Source organism: Pseudomonas sp. MF09156 (genome assembly GCF_059862305.1).
Map to the genome: position 1 here is coordinate 481,988 of NZ_JCBCUR010000004.1, position 24,854 is coordinate 506,841.

At 61.1% G+C, this 24,854-nt stretch carries 16 protein-coding genes; 10 read left to right on the forward strand and 6 right to left on the reverse strand.

Going from position 1 to position 24,854, the window contains the following annotated elements:
- Positions 1-28: 28 nt before the first annotated feature.
- Complete coding sequence (locus AC19YY_RS13665; protein ID WP_172311645.1) at positions 29-2,440, forward strand: TonB-dependent siderophore receptor; 2,412 nt, start codon at positions 29-31, stop codon at positions 2,438-2,440.
- A 140-nt stretch (positions 2,441-2,580) separates the two neighbouring features.
- A complete protein-coding gene (locus AC19YY_RS13670; RefSeq protein ID WP_500604353.1) occupies positions 2,581-7,575 on the forward strand; it encodes a glycosyltransferase in 4,995 nt (1,664 codons plus the stop codon).
- Positions 7,576-7,594: 19 nt separating this feature from the next.
- Here the strand turns inward: AC19YY_RS13670 and AC19YY_RS13675 are convergent, their stop codons facing one another.
- A complete protein-coding gene (locus AC19YY_RS13675) occupies positions 7,595-8,917 on the reverse strand; it encodes an aminotransferase-like domain-containing protein (RefSeq protein WP_169952959.1) in 1,323 nt (440 codons plus the stop codon).
- 91 nt (positions 8,918-9,008) lie between these two features.
- Here AC19YY_RS13675 and AC19YY_RS13680 point away from each other — a divergent pair, with 91 nt between their 5' ends.
- The 5 genes from AC19YY_RS13680 (at position 9,009) to AC19YY_RS13700 (ending at position 13,803) form a co-directional block, all read left to right on the forward strand.
- The gene (locus AC19YY_RS13680) at positions 9,009-9,899 is read left to right on the forward strand and encodes a DMT family transporter (protein WP_500604354.1); all 891 of its coding nucleotides are present in this window, start codon (positions 9,009-9,011) and stop codon (positions 9,897-9,899) included.
- 52 nt (positions 9,900-9,951) lie between these two features.
- Complete coding sequence (locus AC19YY_RS13685; protein WP_169952955.1) at positions 9,952-10,446, forward strand: PaaI family thioesterase; 495 nt, start codon at positions 9,952-9,954, stop codon at positions 10,444-10,446.
- 46 nt (positions 10,447-10,492) lie between these two features.
- Positions 10,493-11,380, forward strand: coding sequence for a YghX family hydrolase (yghX, locus tag AC19YY_RS13690; RefSeq protein ID WP_500604355.1), 888 nt, complete (start codon positions 10,493-10,495; stop codon positions 11,378-11,380).
- Positions 11,381-11,422: 42 nt separating this feature from the next.
- The gene (locus AC19YY_RS13695) at positions 11,423-12,346 is read left to right on the forward strand and encodes a LysR family transcriptional regulator (RefSeq protein WP_500604356.1); all 924 of its coding nucleotides are present in this window, start codon (positions 11,423-11,425) and stop codon (positions 12,344-12,346) included.
- Between the two features lie 230 nt (positions 12,347-12,576).
- Positions 12,577-13,803 (forward strand): MFS transporter, encoded by a 1,227-nt coding sequence (locus AC19YY_RS13700; RefSeq protein ID WP_500604357.1) that lies wholly within the window; start codon positions 12,577-12,579, stop codon positions 13,801-13,803.
- A gap of 44 nt (positions 13,804-13,847) precedes the next feature.
- On the opposite strand, the gene AC19YY_RS13705 is transcribed toward AC19YY_RS13700, so the two are convergent.
- The 4 genes from AC19YY_RS13705 to AC19YY_RS13720 form a co-directional block, all read right to left on the reverse strand.
- Positions 13,848-14,816: a DUF2931 family protein gene (locus AC19YY_RS13705; RefSeq protein WP_222931747.1), complete on the reverse strand. Its 969-nt coding sequence runs from the start codon at positions 14,814-14,816 to the stop codon at positions 13,848-13,850.
- Between the two features lie 92 nt (positions 14,817-14,908).
- On the reverse strand, positions 14,909-17,278 hold the full coding sequence (locus AC19YY_RS13710) for a DUF3772 domain-containing protein (RefSeq protein ID WP_407073415.1): 2,370 nt from the start codon (positions 17,276-17,278) through the stop codon (positions 14,909-14,911).
- A 149-nt stretch (positions 17,279-17,427) separates the two neighbouring features.
- Entirely contained in the window at positions 17,428-19,146 is a 1,719-nt protein-coding gene (locus AC19YY_RS13715) for a hydrogenase maturation protein (RefSeq protein ID WP_500604358.1), read from the reverse strand.
- Between the two features lie 162 nt (positions 19,147-19,308).
- The gene (locus AC19YY_RS13720) at positions 19,309-20,190 is read right to left on the reverse strand and encodes a LysR substrate-binding domain-containing protein (protein WP_500604359.1); all 882 of its coding nucleotides are present in this window, start codon (positions 20,188-20,190) and stop codon (positions 19,309-19,311) included.
- A gap of 134 nt (positions 20,191-20,324) precedes the next feature.
- Between AC19YY_RS13720 and AC19YY_RS13725 the strand changes: the two genes are divergently transcribed.
- From AC19YY_RS13725 to AC19YY_RS13735, 3 genes are all read left to right on the forward strand, one after another.
- Entirely contained in the window at positions 20,325-20,675 is a 351-nt protein-coding gene (locus tag AC19YY_RS13725) for a RidA family protein (protein WP_500604360.1), read from the forward strand.
- 41 nt (positions 20,676-20,716) lie between these two features.
- Positions 20,717-22,108, forward strand: coding sequence for an FAD-dependent oxidoreductase (locus tag AC19YY_RS13730; protein ID WP_500604361.1), 1,392 nt, complete (start codon positions 20,717-20,719; stop codon positions 22,106-22,108).
- A gap of 336 nt (positions 22,109-22,444) precedes the next feature.
- On the forward strand, positions 22,445-23,788 hold the full coding sequence (locus AC19YY_RS13735) for an MFS transporter (RefSeq protein ID WP_169952934.1): 1,344 nt from the start codon (positions 22,445-22,447) through the stop codon (positions 23,786-23,788).
- Positions 23,789-23,894: 106 nt separating this feature from the next.
- On the opposite strand, the gene AC19YY_RS13740 is transcribed toward AC19YY_RS13735, so the two are convergent.
- The gene (locus AC19YY_RS13740; RefSeq protein ID WP_169952932.1) at positions 23,895-24,830 is read right to left on the reverse strand and encodes a helix-turn-helix transcriptional regulator; all 936 of its coding nucleotides are present in this window, start codon (positions 24,828-24,830) and stop codon (positions 23,895-23,897) included.
- Between the last annotated feature and the right edge of the window lie 24 nt (positions 24,831-24,854).

Consider the following 24,854-nt stretch of genomic DNA (forward strand, 5'->3'; position numbering starts at 1 on the left):
GGCCAACATCCAAAGGAGCACCGATTACATGTCTTCCAACCCATCCTCCCGTGGCAGCCTGCTGCTGGCCAGCCGCCTGCTGTTTGGCTGCCTGCCGCTGGCATTACCGGCCATTGCCTACGCGCAGCAACAGGTCCAGGCCTTCGATATCGCCCCAGGCCCCCTCGGCGAAGTGCTCAGCCGCTATGCCCAGGCCGCAGGCACGCCGATAGCCTTCCAGTCGCAACAAGTGGCCGGCCTGAACAGTGCAGGCGTGCGCGGCAGTTACAACGTAGTGGATGGCTTTGCCAAGGTGTTGGAAGGCACCGGCTTTGCGGCGCAAGCCAGCGCCGATGGCTACCAGTTGCAGGCCTTGACCGAGGCCAGCGGCACCCTGGCACTGGCTGCCACCCAGGTCACCTCCAACCAGTTGGGCACCGTCACCGAGGGCACCGGCTCCTACACTCCGGGCACCATTGCCACCGCCACACGCCTGGTCTTGACGCCCAGGGAGACCCCGCAGTCGATCACCGTGATCACCCGCCAACACATGGACGACTTCGGCCTCAACGCCATTGACGATGTGATGCGCCACACCCCCGGCATCACCGTGTCGACCTACGACAGCGAGCGCACCAACTACTTCGCCCGTGGGTTTTCCATCGAAAACTTCCAGTACGACGGCATCCCCACCCTGCGCAACTCGGCCTACTCGTCCGGCCAGACCCTGACCGACATGGCGATCTACGACCGAGTGGAGATCCTGAAAGGCGCCACCGGCCTGCTGACCGGTGCGGGCGCGCCGGGGGCGACCTTGAACCTGATCCGTAAAAAGCCCACCCGTGACTTCAAGGCCAGCATCGAACTGGGTGCCGGCAGCTGGGACAACTACCGCTCCCAGGTCGATGTCAGCGGGCCGCTGACCGACAGCGGCAATATCCGCGGGCGCGCCGTGGCGGCCTATCAGGACAAGCATTCGTTCATGGAGCGCTACCAGCGCAAGACCAGCGTCTACTTCGGCTCACTGGAAGCGGATCTTGACGACGACACCTTGCTGACCGTGGGTTTTGACTATCAGGACAACGACCCCATGGGCTCGGGCTGGTCCGGCAGCCGCCCGCTGTTCAACACCAAGGGCGATCGCATCGACGTCAAGCGCTCCTACAACAACGGCGCCAAGTGGAGCCGCTGGGAGCAATACAACCGGGGCGCCTTCGCCACCCTGGAGCGCAGCTTCGCCAATGGCTGGGTAGCCAAGGCGCAAGTGACCCACCAACTCAGCGGCTACCACGCGCCCCTGGGCTCGATACAGAGCGCGCCGAATCCCGACACCGGCCTGTCCACGGTCTACGCCAATAAATTCACCGGCCAGACCCGTGCCAATGCCGCCGATGTGTACCTCAGCGGCCCCTTCAGCCTGCTGGGGCGCGAGCATGAACTGGTAGTGGGTGGCTCGGCCTCCAACTCCCACTGGAAAGGCAAGGACTACGGCAGCCCCAAACACGCCAACGGCAATGTGGTGGACTTCTGGAACTTCGATGGCAACTTTGCCGAACCCGACTGGGGCGCCCCCACCTACGTCAACGACCTGACCACCCGCCAAAGCGCTGGCTACATGACCTCGCGCTTCAACCTGGCCGACCCGCTGAACCTGTTCCTCGGCGCCCGCGTCGCCAACTACAAGCTGCGCGGCACCGACGACTCCACCGAAACCGGGCGCCTGGTGCCCTACGCCGGCGTGACTTACGACCTGAACGAAAACTTCACCGCCTACGCCAGCTACACCGACATCTTCATGCCGGAAAGCTACAACCGCGACCGCAACAACAAGCTGCTGGAACCCTCCGAAGGCAAGAACTACGAAGGCGGCATCAAGGGTGAATTCTTCGGCGGCCGGCTCAACACCAGCCTGGCCTACTTTGAAGTGCACCAGAGCAACCGCGCAGAAGCCGACGCCGAATACAACGCCGCGCCGACCAACCCGTCATTGGGCTATGCCACCAAGGGCATCGAAGCCAAGACCAAGGGCTTGGAGGCCGAAATGTCCGGTGAACTGCTGCCCGGCTGGCAGGCCCAGGCTGGCTACACCCACAAGATCATCCGTGACCAAAGTGGGCAGAAGGTCTCGACCTGGGAGCCCGAGGACCAACTCAGCTTCTACACCACCTACAAACTCAAGGGCCCACTGGACCGCTTGACCGTGGGCGGCGGCGCGCGCTGGCAGAACCGAAGCTGGCAGGAACTGTACAACCGCTACAAGGCCAAGAACGAGGAGTTTGCCCAGCAAGCCTACTGGCTGGTGGATGTGATGGCGCGTTACCAGGTCACCGAAAACCTGTCGGCGACGCTGAACCTGAACAACGCATTCGACAAGAAGTACTACACCAATATCGGCTTCTACAACACCGCCTATTACGGCGATCCGCGCAACGTGATGCTGACGACCCGCTGGGATTTCTGATCAGAACATAATTGAAACATAAGGAAAGTCATCGGCTGCCAAAACAAGGGAATCAACCTGGGGCAAACCGCTACACAAGGCTAACGCCCGGTAGCGGTTGACACCCAGGCCCATTCCCGAACTTTGAGGCAGCAATCCTTATGAGCAGTATTTCCCAGCCCAGCCCTGCGCAGCGCCCCCCACGCCAGCTACTCAATCTGCCTGTCACGCCGTTGCCCTCGCGGCACAAGCGTGAAACTCCCACCCCATCTGAATCAGCAGAACATCCTCGCACCGTGGGCGATCGCGAATTGGCGACGGCGTATAGCTCGGCATTACTGGAGGTCGCCAATCGCCAAAAGAATGTGACGATCAACACGATTGCTCCCGACTCCACATTCGGCCAGTGGTGGGCACAACTGCAAAATGCCTTCAAGTCGCCCGACGTCCGTCAGTGGCTTGAAGAAAAAGGCATCAACACCCGCTCGATCACCCTCCACCCGGAGTCAGGAACGCTCTCTTTCAAGCGCCAGCACTACCTTGACCCCGAACAGAAGCGCCACACAGTCGGGCTCGACGACGCACGCTGGGCAGCCATCAGTGGGCCCATCCTGCAGGCCGGCAAAGTCATTGCGGCGGGCCACGCTGACACGACGTTCTCGCCCCCCGCAAGCGATATTCATGACCCGGTTCCCTATTGGCTGGTCGGGCACTTTTACAATGAGCGGCTGGACCTGACGGGCCCGTCGATGCGCCTGCGTGCTGAACAAATCGATCAACAGCAAGGCTTTACCAAGCTCGATCCCACCACCAGCGCCGATTTGATCAAGGCGCGCAGCGACAGCGCTCTGTACGTGCAAAAAGCGCACTTGGGGGACATTGTCAGCCGCCATCAAGCCATCGCCGAGCTTCGTCACCTGGCGTCTGGCGTCGAATCCGGCAGCGAATATGTGGGGCAAATCCAGAATGCGCTGACCAAAACGATGATCGACCTGCCGGCCGACAGCACTTACCAACCCAGCACCAGCGGCCAACCCAATAGGGTCAGCCTACTGCAATTTATCCAAGACCATGGCTGGGATATCCCGACAGATCACGCACAACTGGTCAACCTTGCCAGCGCCCTCGCCACGCCACCCCCCAAGGCTGCGAGCAATGGCAACCTGGGTGGCGCGCTGGCCTGGCCCGTATCGCTTGACCAGGACAGCCAGGAACAATTGCAGTCGGATATACGCGCAGGCCAGTTCGGCGATCTGACCCTGCGGCCCTTTCACCGTGTGCTGGATTATCTGCTGCAAGGCAGGCAAGTCTCGCCTCAAGAGCAGAGTAATCCACGCCTGTTGATTGATACCTTGATCAATTCTGCCCGAGGCCAGGCACTGGGCAGTGCCATCCAAGCCACCTTCGCGGCTCGCGCCGTCAAAGGCAGTGCCGCTGATTGGCTGCTGGCGGCCTTGAACGTCGAGAGCACCAGCGCACCCACCGGCCAAGTACCCGGCGAGATCGCGGGCTACCGGCTGGTTTCGCCCGGCAACGTCGGTAAGTCGGCCGCCACGGTCTGCGAGGAATTGGCCGCGCACCTGCTGGCCCAGGGGCGTGCAGCCTCGCCCGCGCAAGCCACGCTTCAAGCCCATCTGCTACTGGCCAGCCGGGCGCCGGCGTTCCTGGTCAAGGACATTCCGGAGCAGGTAGTGGTGGGAACCCACAGTTGGGTCAGCCTGGCCACGGCAACCGCGCGCATTGAAGCAAAAGCCCCCGGGGCAACGGCGACGATGAGCTATGCGCAGATCATGCTCGACGCGGGTACAGCGCCCATCACGGAAGAAGAACGGCAGGTGGAATACAGGGCCCAGAGCGAGGCGATCAAAGACTGGGGGGCAGCCAGCGGCATGGGTTACCCCGTGACGCCCGCCGCAATAACTGCCGTGCGCGAGGCATTCAGCGCGCAAGTGCGCGAACTCAAGGAGGCCTCCGAAACCCAACTGCCGCCCATGCCCACCACCAAAGCCATTGCCCTGGAACAGCTCAAGCATGCGCTGCCGGAGATGGACCCGGCACTCTTCGACAAAAAATGCATTACCTCGCAGCCCGCCAGCAGGTTTTTCCCCGGCCCCTACTCGATCCTGGACCTGTATATCGATGGTCGCGGGCTCAACGGGGCACCCGACTCGGCGGACAACTGGGGAGAGACCGGCCGTGCCTTTGTAAGGGACCAGACGTATGGCACCATCAACATTGAGCCTGATGGCAAACCTGCGGCGTGGGTTTGCTCATCGACTGCGATCAACCTCAACGAGGTCATGCCCAAGCTCAAAAACCTGGCGCGCCCCTTGGAAGTGTTCAAAAGGACATTTGCCGACTACGCCAACGACGTCAAAAAAACCACGGCTACCCAGATCAAGCTACTGATTTCCAAACTGCCGCTCACCGACAGGCAGAACCTGGAATTCGGAAAAATAACCATCAGCAAGGAGATGCGCTACACACGGGACGATCAGCCCATTCAGGTTGAACCGGGTGTTGTCCTGGTCAAGACCGAACGCAACGGTAGCGTCATGACCTATGCCATTGATCGCTTGAAGGGCACGGTGACCCGGCGGCCAGACCAGAGTTACAAGGAGTACGCTCCCCAGAGCAGTTTCATGCATTCCTCTGGCGGTAAAAGATTCGATGCAATAACACCCTCGGGTCAGTACGCAGCGGGCATAACCCAGGAAACCCCAGGTGTAGAAGACGCCCCCAATAGCTTCAGCAGTGCCAGGACCCGCTACATTGCTGATGCCTTGATCAAGGACATGGAACTGCCTGCTGTAGAACGCTATGCCAAGGGCGCCACCACCTTTGATACGGAAGTACCGACCTATAAGATCCTTGAAGAGATTGCGCTCAATCTCATTCCCTTCAGGTCGGCCATCAAGAACTTTATCGAGGGCAACATCGGCAGCGGCATTGTCGATCTGGCGTTTGATATCTTCGGTTTTGCAATCGGCCTGGGGCCGGCCGCCAAAGGCGCAAAAGCCCTTGCCACCGGGGCATCGGCCCTGTCGAAGCTGGGGCGTACCGGGCAGATCATTGGGCGCGCGGCGGTTGGTGCGCTCAATCCAGTAGGGGGTATCGATGACTTGGCGCGCTCTGTCGTAAGCCTGGGGCGTACCGCCCACAAGGGCGTCAAATCCTTGCGCGGCAGCTACCGCAGTGTGAACCTGCTGGAACTGGCAAAAAAACCTGACATTGCCGAAGGCACCTACAAAGCAGCCAGCGGCGCACTTGAAAACAAGGCCCTGGCCAAGTTCGATGAGGCGAGCCAAAAGTGGTATGCCTTTGACCCTCGCACGCAACAGGCGTACGGCAAATCACTGGACCATTTCGTCGTTGATACGCCCAGGTTAAACGACCCCAACAGCTTGCCGGCCATCGGCGCCGAGGTGGCAAAGACCGCCAGCCAGCAGCACGGTCTGGCAGCAACCGGTACGTTCCGGGTTGGGCAAGAGACAGTCGAGGGGAACGTCGTACTGTTCCAGGGCAACTGGCATCAATACGACGTGCTCAAGAAAAGAGCCTTTGGCCCCCCACTGAATGATTTCAAACCCAGCCGGGTGGCCGCCAATGGTGAGGTGAAATCGCTCAATACCGACCTATTGGGCTACGAAATCAAACATATCGCGGCGGATGAGCTCAGGACTAAAGGGCTGCAAGGCAATGTCTACACGGGCCAGAGCCATAAGGAATACGTCAGGGTCGATGGTGCGTTTTATGAGTCGCGTTTGAAAGAGGGACAGCGGGTCATCGTCCACCCCGGCGGCGCGGGCGCGGATATCCCCGTGCAGGATCTGGGCATGGCTGGGTGGGCCCCCACATCCAGGGCCAACCAGTTGCTGGGAGGGGCCGGCAGCGCGCCAACACCCTGGAAACTTGGCGACAGTACGTATGTAGTGCCAATGGACGATATCAAGGCAACGGGCAACCCAGCGTCGCCCTATGCCATCAACTACATGGGCGAAGACCAGAGTGTCAGCTTCAATAGCTCCATCGGTACATGGAAAGCCACCCGCCTATTGAGCGGCGCCGAACGGCCAAACCATCTCTACTACTGGAGAACCGGCAAAGGCAAATGGCAGCGGGGAACCATCGATGAGCTTAAAAAAGCCAAGCGGATCGACGCACACAACTACCATTTTGTTGAGGCCCCCGCGCCGATCACGATAAATGTCCCCAAAGATGTGCAGCCTTTACCCAAAGAACTGCATTATTTCTGGGCTGGCCAGGACATTCCCGCCAACCTGGTCGACAACATGGCCAACAATGCAAGCAAAGCGTGGGGGTATAAATCTGTGCTGCATGTGGATGCCGATAACCCAGCGGTTTTTCAACAGATAAAAAGCAAACTGCAAAGCAAGGCCCCTGGCCTGACGGTGATGAACCTCAATGAAGACGAGGTTTTCAAACAGCTGAAAAACGGCGAACTGTATAACTACTTTCGCCAAGGCCAGGGGAAAAACCTGGCCGCCGCGTCGGATGTTGCACGCTATCCCATCATGAATAAATACGGTGGCATTTATCTCGATACCGATGATGTCATTCAAGCTGACATCGGCAATACGCTACTAAAAGCGGGCGCCAATGATGTCCTCCTGAATAAACCTGTGGCCCATAGCCTCACTGACTACCACCCGTTCTACAACACCAGTAACTTTGCAACGCAGCCTGGCAACCCTGTCATTACCGATATGATCGCCGAAATGAACCAGCGGTTTTCCGCCAACAAGCCCTACTTCGCAGCCAATCGCCCCACCGTTACCCGAGGGTCAAATGGGCAGGTGCAATACACCCCTGAGTTCAACGCCTATGAGCGCAAAATCTTTCAGACGGTGGGCCCCAATTTGTTTAACGACGTACTTAAATCGAAAAGACCGGACATGTATGACCTGGGTTTCGATGGCATTGCCAAAGAATCAAAAGTTGTCGATAACAAAGTCCTCTCATCCGGGCCGGTGGTCAACATTGAAGCGCGCCTGCGCCAGTTTTACACGAGCAAGGGCATTGTCCCTTCCGAGCTGTTGGGCCTGCGGATCAAGCAAATGAAGGAGCACTACTACCCGCTGTTCCATCAGTTCAAGGTCAAAGTAGGCGCCGAACACTCCTGGATCGACGGCTGAGACCGTGTGCGGCGGGTGGTTACTCAACCACCCGCCGTACCTTGAGCAACGCCGCGCGCAACGCGCTCTTGTCCACCGAGCCCAACGCCAGCCTGATTGCATGGGGCACATGCCCTGACACCGCAAACGGCTCGGCAGTGGACACCGAAACACCCTCCTGCGCCAACGCCATGGTGACCTGATCCGCCCGGGCATCCTCCCCCAACGGCAGCCATAAAAAATACGACGAGGGATGGCTGATGTACTCCACCCCCGCCAGCACCTCAGCCGCCAGCGCCTGCCGGGCCTGGGCGTCCTGGCGTTTTTGTACCTCCAGTTGGAGTACCGTGCCGTCCTCGATCCAGCCGGTGGCGATGGCCGTCATTACCCCCGGCGCATTCCACACCGTGGCCATGACCGTCCTTTCCAGCGCCGCAACCCACGCCAGTGGCGCCACGACGAACCCCACCCGCAGGCCGGTGGCGACACTCTTGGACAGCCCACCCACGTACACCGTGCGCTCCGGCGCCAGGTGCGCCAAGGGCGGTGGCGCGTGCTCGACGAGGAAGGCATAGGCGGCGTCTTCGATCAGGATCAGCTCGTGTTCGCGGGCGATGCGCACCAGCGCCTCGCGCTGGTCGAGCCCCAGCACCCAGCCCAGGGGGTTGTGCAAGGTCGGCATGCAGTACAGCGCGCGCACCGGGCGTCGGCGACACAGCTGTTGCAACACTGCCAGGTCCGGCCCGCGCGGCGTGACCGGGATCGCAACGAGCTCCAGGTGCAAGGTCTCGGCCAGCACCTTGAAACCGGAATAGGTCAAGGCATCCACCGCCACCACATCGCCGGGCTTGAGCAACGCCATCATGCTCACCGCCAGGCCATGCTGGGCCCCGCTGACCACCAGCACCTGCTCGGCCGCGACACTCAGGCCACGGTGCAGCAGATGCCGCGCCATCACCGCCCGCTCATGGACGCGCCCGGCATGGGGCTGGTAACGCAGCAGCGCTTCCAGGTCGCCAGACAACGCCAATTGGCGCAAGGCCGTGCGCAGCAGGTCGGCCTGGCCGGGCAAGGACGGGTAGTTGAAATTCAGATCGAGCATGCCCGCCGCCACCGCCATTTGCCCACTGCCTTGGCCGGGCGCCAGGGCAATTTCCCGCACAAAAGTGCCACGCCCGGTCTCGCCGCTGACCAGGCCCATGGCCTCCAGTTCGCTATACACCCGGCTGGCCGTGACCAGGGCCAGGCCATGGGTGGTCGCCAATTGGCGGTGGGTCGGCAGGCGGGTGCCGGGCACCAGGGTTCCAGCACGGATATCCCTGGCAAAAGCATCCACCAGGGACTTGTAGCGGGCACGGGGCATGGGCGATGTATCCATGACAATTTTTTGATTGTCGCAATCTTCAGCCCTAGGATGCCCGAAACGCAACCCTCCCCTGTCGAGCGCCCCCTGCATGGAACAAACGTCCCGGACCATCCCCCCCGAACATAGCCGCAGCGGCTGGATCAATGGCTTGATCGGCGTGCTGATTTTCAGCGGCTCGCTGCCCGCCACCCGCTTGGCGGTGCTGGAATTCGAACCGGTGTTCCTGACCGTGGCCAGGGCGAGCATTGCCGCCGTGCTGGGCCTGTGCCTGTTGTGGCTGTTGCGGGAACGTCGCCCCGCGCGCAACCAGTGGGGGCCGTTGCTGATTGTCGCCCTGGGGGTGGTGATCGGCTTCCCGTTGCTCACCGCCCTGGCCTTGCAGTATGTGACCTCGGCCCACTCCATCGTGTTTATCGGCCTGCTGCCCCTGGCCACCGCGGTGTTCGGTGTGCTGCGCGGCGGCGAGCGACCGCGCCCGGTGTTCTGGCTGTTTTCGATCCTGGGCAGCCTGCTGGTGGTGGGCTATGCCCTGGCCCAGGGCCTGAACGCCGCCCCCGCCGGCGACCTGCTGATGCTATTGGCGGTGCTGGTGTGCGGGCTGGGATATGCCGAAGGGGCCAAGCTGGCACGCACCCTCGGCGGCTGGCAGGTGATCTGCTGGGCGCTGGTGGTTTCGCTGCCGGTGGTCGCGCCCCTGACCTTGCTCCTGGCCCCCGCCTCCTTCACCGGCATCAGCCTGCCGGCGTGGCTAAGCCTGGCTTACGTGGCGCTGTTCAGCATGTTGATCGGCTTTGTGTTCTGGTATCGCGGGCTGGCCCAGGGCGGCATCGCGGCGGTCGGGCAGTTGCAGTTGCTGCAGCCGTTCTTCGGCCTGGCGCTGGCGGCCAGCCTGCTGCATGAACCGGTGAGCCTGGGCATGCTCGCCGTGACCGTGGCGGTGATTGCCTGCGTGACCTTGGCTAAGAAGTTTGCGCGATAGGGGCGTGGGCCTTTAGGCTCATGGATTGGCCCAAGAACAATAAGGATGCACGATGCACACCCCTTCCCTGCAAGACACCACGGCGCCGGACGGCGTCTGCTACGGCTGTGGCCCCAGCAACGCCCACGGGCTGCATATCAAGAGCCGCTGGGATGCGGACGGTGTGCATATCGTCGCCGAGCACCTGCCCGACGCCCAATACTGCGGCTGGCCCGACCTGGTCTACGGCGGCCTGATCGCCATGTTGGTCGACTGCCACTCCAACTGGACCGCCATGGCCTATCACTACCGTGCCGAACAGCGCACACCTGGCGAGTTGCCGCGTATCGACTGCGTGACCGGCAACCTCGGCATCAAATTCATCAAGCCCACCCCCATGGGCGTGCCGCTGACCTTGCGCGCGAAGGTCGAGGGTGAGGTCGGGCGCAAGAGCCGCGTGATCTGCGAGGTGTACGCCGATGGCGTGCTGACGGCGATTGGCGACTCGATCTTCGTGCGTGTCGATACCGGGCGCCTGGCCGATACGGCCCATGGCCGCCAGGCCTGAGAATGGTCTACATTCAACGCCACGTGCCGAAAAAAGGAACCTGACGATGACGCGCCTGACCGCTAAAGACTTCGCCCCTGAGCTGCTGGAACTCTACGACGGCTACGCCCACGGCAAGATCAACCGCCGCGAGTTTCTCGACCGCGCGGCCCTGTTCACCTTTGGCGGCCTGACCGCCTCGGCACTGCTGGCTTCCCTGAGCCCCAACTACGCCCTGGCCGAGCAGGTGAAATTCACCGACCCGGACATCGTTGCCGACTACATCACCTACCCCTCGCCCAAGGGCAACGGCTCGGTGCGCGGCTACCTGGTCCACCCGGCGAAGGCCACAGGCAAGCTGCCGGCGGTGGTGGTGGTCCACGAAAACCGTGGGCTCAACCCCTATATCGAAGACGTCGCCCGGCGCTTGGGCAAAGCCGGGTTTATCGCCCTGGCGCCCGATGGCCTGAGTTCGGTGGGCGGCTACCCCGGCAATGATGAAAAAGGCGTGGCGCTGCAACAGACCGTCGACCCGACCAAGCTGATGAATGACTTCTTCGCCGCCATCGAATGGCTGATGCATCACGACGCCAGCACCGGCAAAGTCGGCATCACGGGCTTCTGCTACGGCGGTGGCGTGACCAACGCCGCGGCTGTGGCCTACCCGGAACTGGGCGCGGCCGTATCGTTCTATGGGCGCCAACCTGACACCAGGGACGTGCCGAAGATCAAGGCGCCGATCATGTTGCACTTTGGCGAACTGGACACGCGGATCAACGAAGGCTGGCCGGCTTATGAAACCGCCTTGAAAGCCGCAGGCACGACCTATGAAGCCTACATCTACAAGGGCGCCAACCACGGCTTCCATAACGACTCGACCCCACGCTACGACGAGGCCGCGGCGAACCTGGCCTGGGAACGCACCCTGGGCTGGTTCCGTAAGTACCTCGTGTAATCACACCGCCCCCTGATCAATTCAAATCAAGAAGCAGCAGACATGATCGAAACCCGCCTGCTACGCCAGTTCATCGCTGTGGCTGAAGAACTGCACTTTCACAGGGCCGCCATGCGCCTGCACATGGCCCAGCCCCCTCTGAGCCAGGCCATCAATCGCCTGGAGGGCAAGCTGGGGTTCAGTCTGTTTACCCGCAGCAAGCGCGGGGTAAAACTGACCCCAGCCGGTGGCGCATTCCTCGACGCCGCCTATGGCACCCTCAACGCGTTGGCGCTGGGCATCGAACACGCGCGCCAGGTGGCGCAGGGTATCGCCGGCAAACTCACGGTGACTGCCGTGTCGATCACCTACTACGAGCCACTGCTCGATAGCCTGCGCCGGTTCCGCGAGACGTTCCCAAAGGTGCAATTGATCATCAAGCAGATGCCTTCCGCCAGCCAGGCCCAGGCCATTGCGTCGGGGGAAGCGGATATTGCCTTCATACGCAAATTGCCGATGGCCGCACCAAACATTGCGTCGCGCCTGTTGCTGGATGAGCAGATCGTGATGGCCCTGCCGGCCGATCACCCCAAGGCCGGCGACGGCCAGATCGACTTGCGGGACTTCGCCGGCGAAGACTTTGTGTTCACCCCTCAAGCCCTGGGCAGCGGTTATCACAGCCAGCTTATCGCCCTGTGCGAGGCCGCCGGATTTTACCCTCGGGTGGTACAGGAGGCCGCGCAGCTCCATACGCTGATCGGCCTGGTCGCCTGTGGCTTCGGCGTTGCCCTGGTGCCGGAGTCGATTGCCAACTCGATCCTGCGCGACAAGGTCGTGTTTCGTCGCATCGCCCCGGTAAGCGCTTTCCCCAACCCGGCCATCGGCCTGTACCTGAGCTGGAACACCGACAACCCATCACCGTTGCTGGACAGCTTTATCGCCCTGCTCGACTTCAGCGCCACTGCTGTGCCTTCGACCACCGATTAGTCGCTGCCCGTGAGCGTGCCACGGCATTAGCACCGCAGAGACGGGTGATCGCTGGCGCTGGCGAGTTGAATCGGGGGCTGGCCTTGTCAAAACCGTGGGTCGCATTGATTGCAGTGATGATGACTATCAAACCGAGCGGCCTGTTTAATTGGCAACGCTGATTCCTATAATCGCCTCCACATTCTTCCCCGGCCTGGCTTCAGGCTGCATTCCCCCCGGATCTTCGCCCCATGCCAAGCGTTAGCCAGGCCCCTCATAGCCTTCCCGAACATAATCAACAGAGCGTCAAACAGCAGTGGCTGGCGATTCTCTCGGTTGCCGTGGGGGCCTTTGCCCTGGTGACCAGTGAGTTTCTGCCGGTGGGCGTGCTCAATGATGTCGCCAGTGACCTGGGCATCAGTGCCGGCCACGCCGGTTTGATGGTGACCCTGCCCGGCATCATGGCCGCCCTCGCCGCGCCCTTGCTGTCGGTCAGCATTGGCACCATGGACCGTCGCTATCTGCTGATCGGCCTGACGCTGATCATGATCATTGCCAACTCGGTGGTGGCCTTGGCCAGTGATTTTGGCCTGCTGCTGTTCGGCCGTGTGCTGCTGGGCATCAGCATCGGTGGTTTCTGGGCCACCGCCATCGCCCTCAGCGGCCGCCTGGCGCCCAGGGGTGTGGGCGTTGCCCAGGCCACTTCGATCATCATGGTCGGCGTGACCCTCGCCACCGTGCTGGGCGTGCCGGTAGGCACCTGGCTGAGCGGCCTGATGGGCTGGCGCATGACGTTCCTGATCACCGCACTGATGGGCGTACCGGTACTCCTGGCGCAGATTTTCCTGCTGCCACGACTCAATCCGGAGAAGGCCATTCGCGTCAGCGACCTGCCCGCCTTGTTTATCAACCCCCAAGCGCGGGTCGGGTTAATCGCGGTGTTGCTGATCGGCCTGGCGCACTTTGCCGCGTACACCTACGTTGCGCCCTTCTTCAAGCACAGTGCTGGCTTCGATGGACCAACGATTGGCTCGTTGCTGCTGTTGTTTGGCGTGGCCGGGGTGATGGGCAATATCTTTGCCGGTTTTGCTGCCAACCGCAGCGTACGCCACACCCTGTTGCTGGTGGCGCTGATGATCGGCACCAGCACTGCGCTGTTCCCCCATTTCGCCACCGGCATGACCGGCGCAGCCATGCTGATCGCGCTTTGGGGCTTCGCCTTCGGTGCCTTTCCGGCCTGCGCCAGTATCTGGATGTTTGTCGTGGCGCCCAAGGATGTCGAACGCGGCATGCCGCTGTTCGTTGCGTTGTTCCAGGTGATCATTGCCCTGGGCTCGTTCTTTGGCGGGCGGATCGTCGACCAACTGGGCAGCTCGGTGCTGCTGAGCCTCGCCACAGTGCTGGTGGGCTTGGGTTTTGTGACGGTGTTGGTGCTGGGGCGCAATGTCAGCAACAGCCTTGCGGCCCAGCCCTGCTAGCTGGCTGAGCATTGCAGTGGGGCTCTCCCATCGGCAGGGGGAGCCTACTCGATCCTGCGAGATAGCCTGACGTTGGCTTTGCCGATGGGCAACTCCTGCGCGCCCGACCTCAATGCCAGGGAAACCCTGGTGTTTTGCGCGTCAACCTTCACCACCAGGTCGATATCTTTTTGCTTGCCCAGTTTCTGGAAAGCCTCAAGGATTTCTTCTTCATCGAAGGCGTCAATCCACACGCCATACCGGCCGTTTCCATTGCGCCAATAGAGGCCACAGAACTTTGGGATGGCCCTTTTGGCGTAGTGGTTATCCTGTAGATCCTTTGCGAATAAATTTTCCTGCTCGCCGTTGTAGGCACTGAAGCCAAAATCGAGCCATTCGCCCTTCTCCAGGACAACCACCGGTCTCCAGCTATATTTCTCCCGGTAGACGCCATAGATTTCTGGCGCAGGATAGCCTTGCGTCAGTATTTTTTGCCGGATTTGCGGGCTGAAGGTCTTATAGGAAGGATCATTGAGCATGCGCTCTGCATAGCCGTCTTTAAACATGTACTGGGCATTGCTGTAGGCGCTTTGCTTGGTAATGGTTGTAGCCTGCGCCTGAAAGGCCCCGACTTCCTTCTGATGCCCCGCTCCGCTCAGCCACAGCACCACCCGGCCCTGTGGCGCCAAGCCCACGACAAAGGTGCTGTAGGTGTCTTTTTTATGGGTGTCCTGATCGATAAAACCCTCATCCAAGAGGCGCTTGATCGCGTCTTTGTCCAAGGCCCAGTGACCGCTATAGAACGTGCGCTCCACCAGCGAGTACCAGGTAAATTCCAGCTGATAGGGCACGCCCTTTTTTTCGATCGCGGTGGTCATCGTTCCGCCCTGGCTGCCCCAGCCGGTGTTCTGCGTGCCCCAGATCGCATCAAAACCGTAGGTAAAACCCTCAGCGATTATGGCGCCACGGTAAACCTCCATCGGGTATTCCTGTGGTGCAGATACCGTTCCCGTCCAGCTGTAGGTTTCTGGCATGTCTTTACTCTTGCACGCGGCCATCGAAAAACAGAACAACAGCGCAGCAATCACAGTTATCGGGGTTTTTATTGTCACGCAGCGCTACCTCGTCATGGCTTTACAGGAACATCGCCCGCCACTGCGCTTCCCTCTCCCGGAACCAATACCAAGCTCTGGGGCGAAGACAACGTAATGCCCATTTCCTGAAGGCGCGCAAGCAGGATGAACAGCAAGTCACTGCGGGTACCGGACACCGAGCGCGGGCTGTTGACGTAGCCGCTGACCCCAATGATCAGGCCGTCCCTGGCCAGGTCCTTGAACGTGACCGAGGGTGCCGGCGTATCGAGAATCGCCTCGTGCTCGGTAAACGACTGCATCAGCAGTTCGCGAACCTTCAATACATCGGTATCCAGCGGCAACGTGAGGGTAATGCCCACCACGCCCAAGGCGTTGCCCATGGTGACGTTGCGCACGTTTTGCGAGATGAATTGCGAGTTCGGCACGATCACCGTCGAGCGGTCGGACATCTGGATCTCGGTGGCCCTGACGTTGATCCGCCGAATATCGCCCTCCACGCCCCCCAGGCTGACCCAATCGCCAACCTTCACCGGCCGCTCCGTGAGCAGGATCAGCCCGGAGATGAAGTTCTGCACAATCGCCTGCAAGCCGAAGCCGATGCCCACCGACAAGGCACTGACCACCCAGGTCAGGCTGGTCAGGTTGATCCGCAGGATCGACATCACCAACAGAGTCAGCAGCACAAAGCCCAGGTAGCCCACCAGGGTCACCAGGGAGGCGCGCATGCCGGCGTCCATGTTGGTTTCCGGCAGCAGCCGCTCGCTCAGCCAGCGCTTCAAGGTGCGCACGGCGAACAGCCCGATGACAAACATCAGCAGCGCAATGAGGATGTCCTGGGGAATGATGTGCAGGTTGCCCAGGGTCTTGCTGGACTCGCCCAGTTGGCTGAAGCCCTGGAGCAACTCGCTGGGGCTGGAGCCTGCTGGAAGGAAAGCCGCCATCACGGCGGTGAGCAGCAGCAATGTACGGCCAACGCCCGCCAGCACCGTACAGGCCTGGGCCTGGTGCCGTGGCGACAGCCCCAGGGCATTGGCCAGTGCCAGGCCGCTGGGCTGCTTGGGCGAAAGCAGGGTTTCGCAGACGTCGCCGAAAAAGGCGATCAGCAGGTAGGCCGACGCCGCCACGACGCTGACCCACAGCAGCTTGACGGTAAGGAAGTAGGCCAGGGACAGATACCCGGTGAACAACGCGAGGACAATCACCGCCACCCAGATTGACGCCACAAAGGGCAGCATACCGGCGAGCCCACCCGGGCGCGGCAGCTCGAGTTTTTTGCGCACATGGCGCACGCGCAACATCGCGGCGATAAAGATCAACGCGGTGGTCAGGGCCGTCAGGCCATTGAGCGCCACGGTCAGCGCCAGGCTGGCGCCAGTGACGTTGTTGATGCGCTCCTCGGTGGCCACCAGCATCAGCGCCACCGCCAGAATCGCCGGGAAAGGCCCCAGGGCACTGGCGATTTCATCGGCAATGGCCGGTAACCGCCAGGACGGTCGCGGCAGCATCAGCAAGGCGCGGCCAAGGCCCGCAATAAACGCACAGAACGTGGCCAGGGTGACCAGGTGATCGGAAAGCCGGGCCAGGTTTTCGCTCAACACCGCGTTGCTCTCCAGCCCCCAGCGCATCAGCGAGACCGCCCCCATGATCGTCAGGATCGACGACAACCCCACCGCCACCGCCAACGTACTACGCCGCAGGCGCCCCTCCGGCAGCCAGCGGATCATTGCCCAGGTGAGCAGATGCTCCAGCAGTCGCCGGCCGAAACTCCAGATCAGCACCGCCGCCAGCAGCGTGCTGAAAAACGCCCAGCGGTTCTCGGGGCTGACGGCACTCTTGAGGGCGACGATACCTTCGGCCTTGAGGTTGTCCAGGCGTTGCAGGTCCTCGCTGGTGGGGCGGATCAGGGTCGACCAGAAGGTGGGGCTGAAGGGCGAGTCGGTACGTGAAGTGACTTGGGAGTTGAACAGATTGCGCCGCAGGTTGACGATCTGCGCGGCGAGGTCGCGGCTCGTCTGGCTCAGTTGCTTGGCCTGCTGCTCATCCTCAAGCAGGCTGTTCTTCTTGCGGGTCAGGGCATCCCGTTGCTCGGTGAGGCTCTGCGCTTCGCCGGGCTGGGCCGCGCCCAATACCTTGAGTTGATCGTCAAGGCGCTCCATCTCGGTGGCGCGCACCGTGAGCAAGGCCGCGGCCAGTTGTTGCACCTGCAGCGCGCCCTGCCGAAACTCCGCCAGCTTCTCGTCACTGGTACTGACCGGCACGCTCTGGCGAATCAGCTCAAGCTGCTGGCTGAGCTGCTTGAGGTCGGCGTCTTCGGGCAACAGCGGCAAACTGTCGACGACCTCGACTGGCGCCGGTGTGGCGCCCGCCTCTGCCCATCCCGCCGGGCTGATAGCCAAAACCATGGCCAACAAGGCCTGGCAGATGACGCCCCTATAAATTCGCCGCATCAACAATTCACCCTTTCTGTCTTTTTTCCATTGGCATTATGGACCGCCAGGGCCGAAAGGAAATTCCGCCCTGGCGGCAAAAGAGTAGATGCGGGGTGTTCCTCTCAGTCAACCAGCGTGGCCTTGGGCACCAATGCCCACGGCGCCATCAAGCGCTGCGGGGTCTGGCAGGTCTTGCGCTTGAACACGAAGTTGTGGCACTTCTCGGCGAACTGTTGGCGGTTTTCCACCATGTCCAAGCGCATCTGTGCCAGCTCGTTTTCGCGCAGGTGTGCAATCTGCTCCAGGTCCATCTGGGCTTTACGCGCGCGATGCAGGGCGTACTTTTCATCGGTCAACGCGTCGCTGGCCTGTTGCAGCAACCATGAGCCAAATGCCCGTGGGCAGCGTGGGCCGATATCCTGGATCATCCCCCACTGGCGGCCCTGGAAGGCGCTGATCGGCAGGCATTGCTCGACGAGCCTGTGGGCGATTTCACTGCCGACCGCGCGCGGCAGGCTGTAGGTCCAGTATTCGGAGCCATACAGGCCCATGGTCTTGTAATGCGGATTGAGCACCACCCCCGCCCGGGCGAATACGACATCGGCCGCCAGCGCCAGCATCACACCGCCGGCTCCGGCGCTGCCTGTCAGGCCACTGACCACCAGTTGCCGGGCTGTCAGCAGTTCCTGGCAGACATCGTCGATAGCCTGGATATTGGCCCAGGCCTCCAGCCCCGGCACCTCGGCAGCCTGAATCACGTTGAGGTGCACACCATTGGAAAAACTCCCACGCCCGCCCCGGACCAGCAGCACCTGGGTGTCCCGCGCCTTGGCCCAGCGCAGCGCCGCGACCAGGCGCTGGCACTGTTCGGTGCTCATGGCACCGTTGTAGAACTCAAAGGTCAATTCGCCAACGTGACCGGACTCTTGATAACGAATCGGTTGATACGCCATCTCATCGAACCCTTGGTGGGCAATCGAGCCGTCCAGCACCGGTACACCCGCCAGTTGCCCAGCCAGCACGTGACGGGCCGGCAACTTGAAGGTTTCCTCGCCGGGCTGGGCCTTGCGCTTGAGCGAGCCGACCCACAGGCTATGATCACCGGCCGCGACCAATACCGCGTCATCCTGTACCGCGAGGATTTCCCCCGCCGTACCCCGGCGCGAATCCAGATGCGCGTCATACAGGTAATACTGGCCGCCGGCGAGGCTCGCCAACACACCGGGCTGGCCGTCGGCGGCGTCGATGGTGCGTTTGATGAACCGGGCGCAGTCGTACCAACTGAAGGTGCGGTCAGCTTGCTTCATGTTCGGCTGCAAACGCCCGATGACGTCAGGTTGCGTGTAGTCGAGGGGCACCGGCACGAAACCGCGGGCGAATTTTTCTACTACGTCGCGGATGCAATAGATCGCCGCGTCACTCACCGCGCCGTTGTACAGCTCGGATTTACGCACGTCGGCGGGCATGTCGAATTCACAGGTCGACCAGATCGGGCCGGCGTCCATTTCCTCCACCGCCTGCAAGGCCGTGACGCCCCAGCGCTTGACCTGCTGGGTGATGGCCCAGTCCAGCGCGCTGGCGCCACGGTCGCCGACAATCCCCGGATGAATGATCACCACCGGGCGATCCGGATTGCTCCAGAGCTGCTGCGGCACCCGGTCCTTGAGAAACGGGCAGATCACCAGGTCCGCCGCCGATTCCTCGATCTGCCGGCAGACCGTGGCTTCATCGGTGAACAGCACCACACTGGGCACATGGCCCAACTGGCGCAAATCCAGCCAGGCCCGTTGGGTCAAGCCGTTGAACGCCGACGACAACAACATAATCTTCAATGACTGCATGACTGACTCTTCCTTGAGAATGCATGGCCGCAGGCTCCTTGAGCCATCCTTGGCCTTTTATGGAAACCCAAGGGTAGAGGGAGTGTCAGGAAGGGTAGATGATCGAGATCAATCTTGTGTCAGCCAGTGGTTGATCGGCTGCGGGGGTTGCCACGCAGGGCATCAATCGTGCCCGTCCAGCCCTTCTCGAACCAGGTCCAGAAAGGTCGTCAGGATACGCCGGGAGCTCTGCGCGCGCAGGCACACCAATGTCTCGGTGAACTGGCGCTGACAATCGATGATCGGCAACCCGCGAAGCCTGGAGTCCGAGCCCAATTCGGCCGCAGAAACGACACCGACGCCCATGCCAATGGCTACCGCCTCGCGCGCGGCTTCACGCCCCTCCACTTCGATCGCCTTGCGAATGCGCAAGCCCGCCGCCGCCATCTCTTCCTCGAGGGACAGCCGCGTGACCGAGCCCTGCTCGCGTAAAACCATGGGAGTGTTGTCCAGGTCGGCCAGGCAAACCGATTCACGCTGGGCCCAGGGGTGGTCATGCGCCACGAACACAAGCATGGGATCGCTGCGCAGATGCAGCGTCAGCAGGCGATCGTCGTCGATGCTGCGCCCCAGCAAGGCGATGTCTGCCTGATGGCCGAACAATCGCTGCAGGACTTCATCGGTATTGGCGGTCTCAATCTTCACATCCACGCCTGGGTATCGGCTGCAGAAGCGAGAGACATAGGGCAAGACATGCACCGGCGCATCCACGGCCAGGTTCAGGGTGCCCGTCGACAAGGTGCGGTAATCCGTCAGCATGTCGTGGGCATCGATACTGATATCGAACAGGCGCTGAGTCAGGCCGAACAGCCGCTCGCCCACCTCCGTAAGGCGCACCAGGCGCTTGTCGCGGTAGAACACCATCACCCCGTAGTAGTCCTCGAGCTTGCGAACCTGGTCTGACACCGTAGGTTGGGACAGGCACAGCTGGTTGGCCGCCCGGGTGAAGCTGCCGTTCATCGCGACCGCATGGAAGGCCTTGAGCTGTGTATGGGAGATCGTCATTGCAGCACCTATCTATAGTTTCAGCTTATTCATGCATACGCTAAATCGATTTCATTTATGGAAAATAAACTGCAAGCATGTTTTTCACAAGATGCCCAAGCCGTTACGCCCCAGCCGCTTACAAGGAATGCGCTATGGAAGTTGAACGTTTCGCTGTGTCAAAACGCCGTTCGGACATGGTCCGCTACAACCATCACCTGTACATCGGCGGGCAGGTTGCCCAAGACCTCGGGGGAGATATCCAAGCGCAGACCCTTGAAGTGCTCCTGGGTATCGAACAACTTCTGCTCAGTGCCGGCAGTAGCCGCGAGCGGCTCCTTTCGGTGCGCATTCTGCTCGCCGATCGCGAGGACTATGCAGGGCTGAACAGGATCTGGGATGAGTTTTTTCCTGCCGGCCACGCACCCACCCGTGCCTGCACCCTGGCGCAATTGATCGACCCCGGCTGGCGCGTGGAAATGATCGTAGTCGCTGCGTGCGACTGATTCATAAACCTGCCTCGTAACGATCCAACGGAGACGACCCTATGCGCCCCTACTGGCTGGACCAGGCCTTAAAACATCAACCCGCTGCGCCTTGCCCGCCCCTGCGCCAGAACACGCGCGCCGATGTCTGCATCGTTGGCGCAGGCTATACCGGGCTGTGGACTGCCATCATGCTCAAGGAGCAGAACCCCGAGCTTGACGTGGTGATTGTCGAGGCCGATATCTGCGGCGCCGGTGCCAGTGGGCGCAATGGCGGATGCGCACTGTCCTGGTCGGCCAAGTACTTCACCCTGGAGCGCTTGTTCGGCACCCAAGAGGCAATACGCCTGGTCCAGGAGTCGGAGCAAAGCATCTACGCCATCGGCCGCTTTTGCGAAAAGTACGCGGTCGATGCCGAGTACCGTCTCGACGGTACGCTCTACACGGCGACCAACCGAGCGCAGATCGGCTCCACCGACGGGGTGATCGCCGCGCTGGAACGCAACGGTATCAACTCGTTTTCCAAATGTGCGTTGCCCGATGCACAACGCCTGGCTGGCTCGACCCGCCACCTTGAGGGCTGGTTCTCGCCAGCGGCGGCCAGCGTACAGCCGGGCAAGCTGGTCCGCGGGCTGCGCCGAGTGGCCTTGGACCTGGGCGTGCGTATTTATGAAAGCTCGCCAATGACCCGCCTGGAAGAAGGCGCACCAGCCATCATCCATACCCCCAACGGGAGCGTAACGTGCGACCGGGTCGTGTTGGCGATGAACGCCTGGATGGCCAGGGCTTTTCCACAATTCGCGCGTTCTGTGGCGATCGTTTCCAGCGACATGATCATCACCGAGCCACGACCTGACCTGCTGGAAAAAATCGGCCTGACCAACGGCGTCACGGTTCTGGACTCGCGGATATTCGTCCACTATTACCACAACACTCCAGATGGCCGGATCATGCTCGGCAAAGGTGGCAACACCTTCGCGTATGGCGGACGTATCCTGCCGGTGTTCGACCAACCGTCGCCCTATGCAGGACTGTTGCGCAACACACTCAAGGATTTTTTTCCGGAGTTCGCCGACGTCGGTATTGCCGCCACCTGGAATGGCCCCTCCGACAGATCAGTCACGGGGCTGCCGTTCTTCGGCCGCATGGGCTCAAGAGGCAATGTCTTCTATGGCTTCGGCTATTCCGGCAGCGGCGTTGGCCCTTGCCATATGGGCGGGCAGATCCTCTCGTCACTGGTGCTGGGCCTGGACAACCCGTGGACGCGCTCGCCACTGCTGCAAGGCCCGCTAGGCCACTTCCCTCCCGAACCGATCCGCTACCTCGGCTCCCTGATGGTGCGCAACGCCATTCGGCGTAAAGAGCATGCCGAAGACCACAACCGGCACCCTCGTCGATTCGATGTGCATCTGGCCAAATTCGCTGCCGCCGCCGGCAAGGCCGACAAGGGTTGACCCACCTCAGTCAGCCCGCATAACAGGCACCACAACGATCTTAGCCACCGTTTCAGCGATGGCTTTATCGGCTCCATGCATCACTCCTCACAACAATAATATTGCTGGAGAAGATCATGACCCACACTGCGTTTGGATATGCACCTCTACTGCCCCCCCGAGCCTTCAGCAGGCCCTGCCTGCTGGCGACAAGGCGCCCTTTACCACTGACAGCCTGACTCCATTCTCACGGCCATCTGATCGATGCCGTGGGCCTGGACGGGCTCGTACCGCAAAAACAAAAACAAAAAAATCCTCTTTTGCGCTGTCTGGCACCTTTTACGGGATCAGAACACCATGAACAAAAATAATCCGTCGGTCCTTGCAAGCAGTTGGCACTCCCTCAAGCGTTGGCGCGTGCAGGTTTTCCTGATCACTTGGGTGGCTTATGCCGCCTTCTACTTCACCCGCAAGGCGTTCTCCGTCGCCAAGCTTGGTATTGGCGAAGACCCAGGCTTTATGCTCGAAAAGACCATGATGGCCAACCTCGACGCCCTCTATCTGGCCGCCTACGCCATAGGTCAGTTTCTCTGGGGAAACTTCTCGGACCGTTTCGGCCCCAGGATCGTAGTCCTGAGCGGCCTGGCCATTTCGGCGGGGGCAGCGCTCCTGATGGGGACCTACGCCACCCTGCCGATCTTCGCGTCTTGCATGATCATTCAGGGTCTTGCGCAATCGACCGGGTGGTCAGGCTTGTGCAAGAACGTCAGCAGCTTCTTCAGTACGGGAGAACGCGGCCGCGTACTTGGCTACTGGAGCACCTCCTACGCCTTTGGCGGCTTGGTGGCTACCCCATTTGCCGGCTGGTGGGCTTACCAGGTCTATCACGACTGGCGCGTAGCGTTCATCAGCAGCGCGATCGTGGTGCTGGTGGCGACCGTGCTGTTCTTTTTCCTGCAACGCAACTGTCCGGAAGACGTAGGCCTGCCGGCTGTAGAAGTCGAGCTCGAACCGGTCAGTAACGTCGTAGTACCACGGGAAAGCATGTGGGCCGGTTTACGGATCGTGATGAAGAATCGTACGGTATTGGTGCTCGGCCTTGCCTACTTCATGCTCAAGCCCGCCCGTTACGCGATCCTGCTGTGGGGCCCGGTGATTATCTACGAGCGCATGCCCGAGATCGGCAAGGTAGCCTCTGCAATCGTGCCTACCTCTTTTGAGCTTGCGGGTTTAGTCGGCCCCATCCTCATCGGTATTGCATCGGATAAATACTTCGGTGCGCGTCGTGTGCCCGCCTGTGTCCTTAGCCTGGTTCTGCTGACTATCTGCCTGGCGCTGTTTGTTCCCGCGATGCAAAGCGGCAGCCTGTACATGGTGGTCGGCCTGCTATTTATGATGGGCCTGACACTCTACGGGCCGGACTCGATGATCTGTGGCTCGGCGGCGATTGACTTCGGCAGCAAGCACGGCGCGGCTTCGGCTGCCGGCTTCGTCAATGGCTGTGGTTCGGTCGGTGCGGTTTTGGGCGGCTTGCTGCCGGGTTACTTCGACACCATCACCGTATTCCTGGTGTTCACCGCCACGGCCCTGCTGGCCAGCCTGATGCTGGTGCCATTTTGGAACAGCCGGCCAAAGACCGTGGAAAACCCGCAATTGGTCTCAACCCCGACGCCGCCGGCCAGGGTCAGCACTGCCTCTTGATCGCCAACCCTGCAAGGCCCAAGCGCAGGCATGGAGACGGTCGCCTTGGCCTGCTCCGGCCATGCGTCAGGCCTGGCCTATGAGGCACTTGGGGCCACAGGGCCGGTCATTTTGCCTGGCGCAATGATTTGGGGGTGCGCCCGTAATACTTTTCAAATGCAGCGCTGAAGCTCGAAAGGTGTTGAAACCCGACCTTGTACGCCACCGTAGACACATACATGCCCGACTCCAGCAGCTCCCTGGCCTTTGCCATGCGGATATCCGTGAGCATGCGGTAAGGGCTGGTGCCAAACACCTTGCGAAAGCCCTGTTTAAGCTTGAATTCATTGGTGCTCAACGTAGCGCACAGATACCCGACGGTTAATTGCCGATCGAATTGGCTCATCAGGATATCCCGTGCGCTCAGCATCAAATCCTGGTCTTTTGCGCGGATCTTGTCCTCTACAGGCGTTGGCGCGGGGGCAAGCGGGCGGATCTGCTCCGACAGCAACCCGAGTGCGGCAATGTGGATATCGAGCAGCCCTCCAGCCTGGTCGTGCAGATGGACCAATGAATCGGCCAGCCTCTGCGTGGCCGCACCGTGCTTGCCGCAAAATAAATGGTTGGCCGACAGGTCCTTGGCATTGTCCAACAGCAAGTATTCCAAGCCGTACCGCTGCAGCAGTGGCGCCTTGGCCACCAGACGCAACTGGCGGATAGCCTGTTTGGCCGGATAACACCGCTCTCCCCGCAAACTGCCGTAGGTGGCGACGGTACTATGGCCGCCTATGAAGTCGTAACGCTGCCCGTCCATACCGGTACTGCTCGATTGTCCGGACAACGCAATCGCCACCGTCAGGGCACGCTCCCCTTCAAACGACCCAACTTCCACCAGGTCAAAGTTTGGATTGAAACTGGAGTAGGTCACTGCCAGGCCATCCTCGAATGTCAGCGAGTCACTGAAGCAGGTTCCCAGGCTTTCCGGTAACTGGGAGCGACGCCAAGGCGATTGCCCCAGGCGAGAAGGTGCGGCCCTGTCCGTGGAAGAAAACCGATAGCTCATTTTCATCATTCCTTGTGTTGCGCT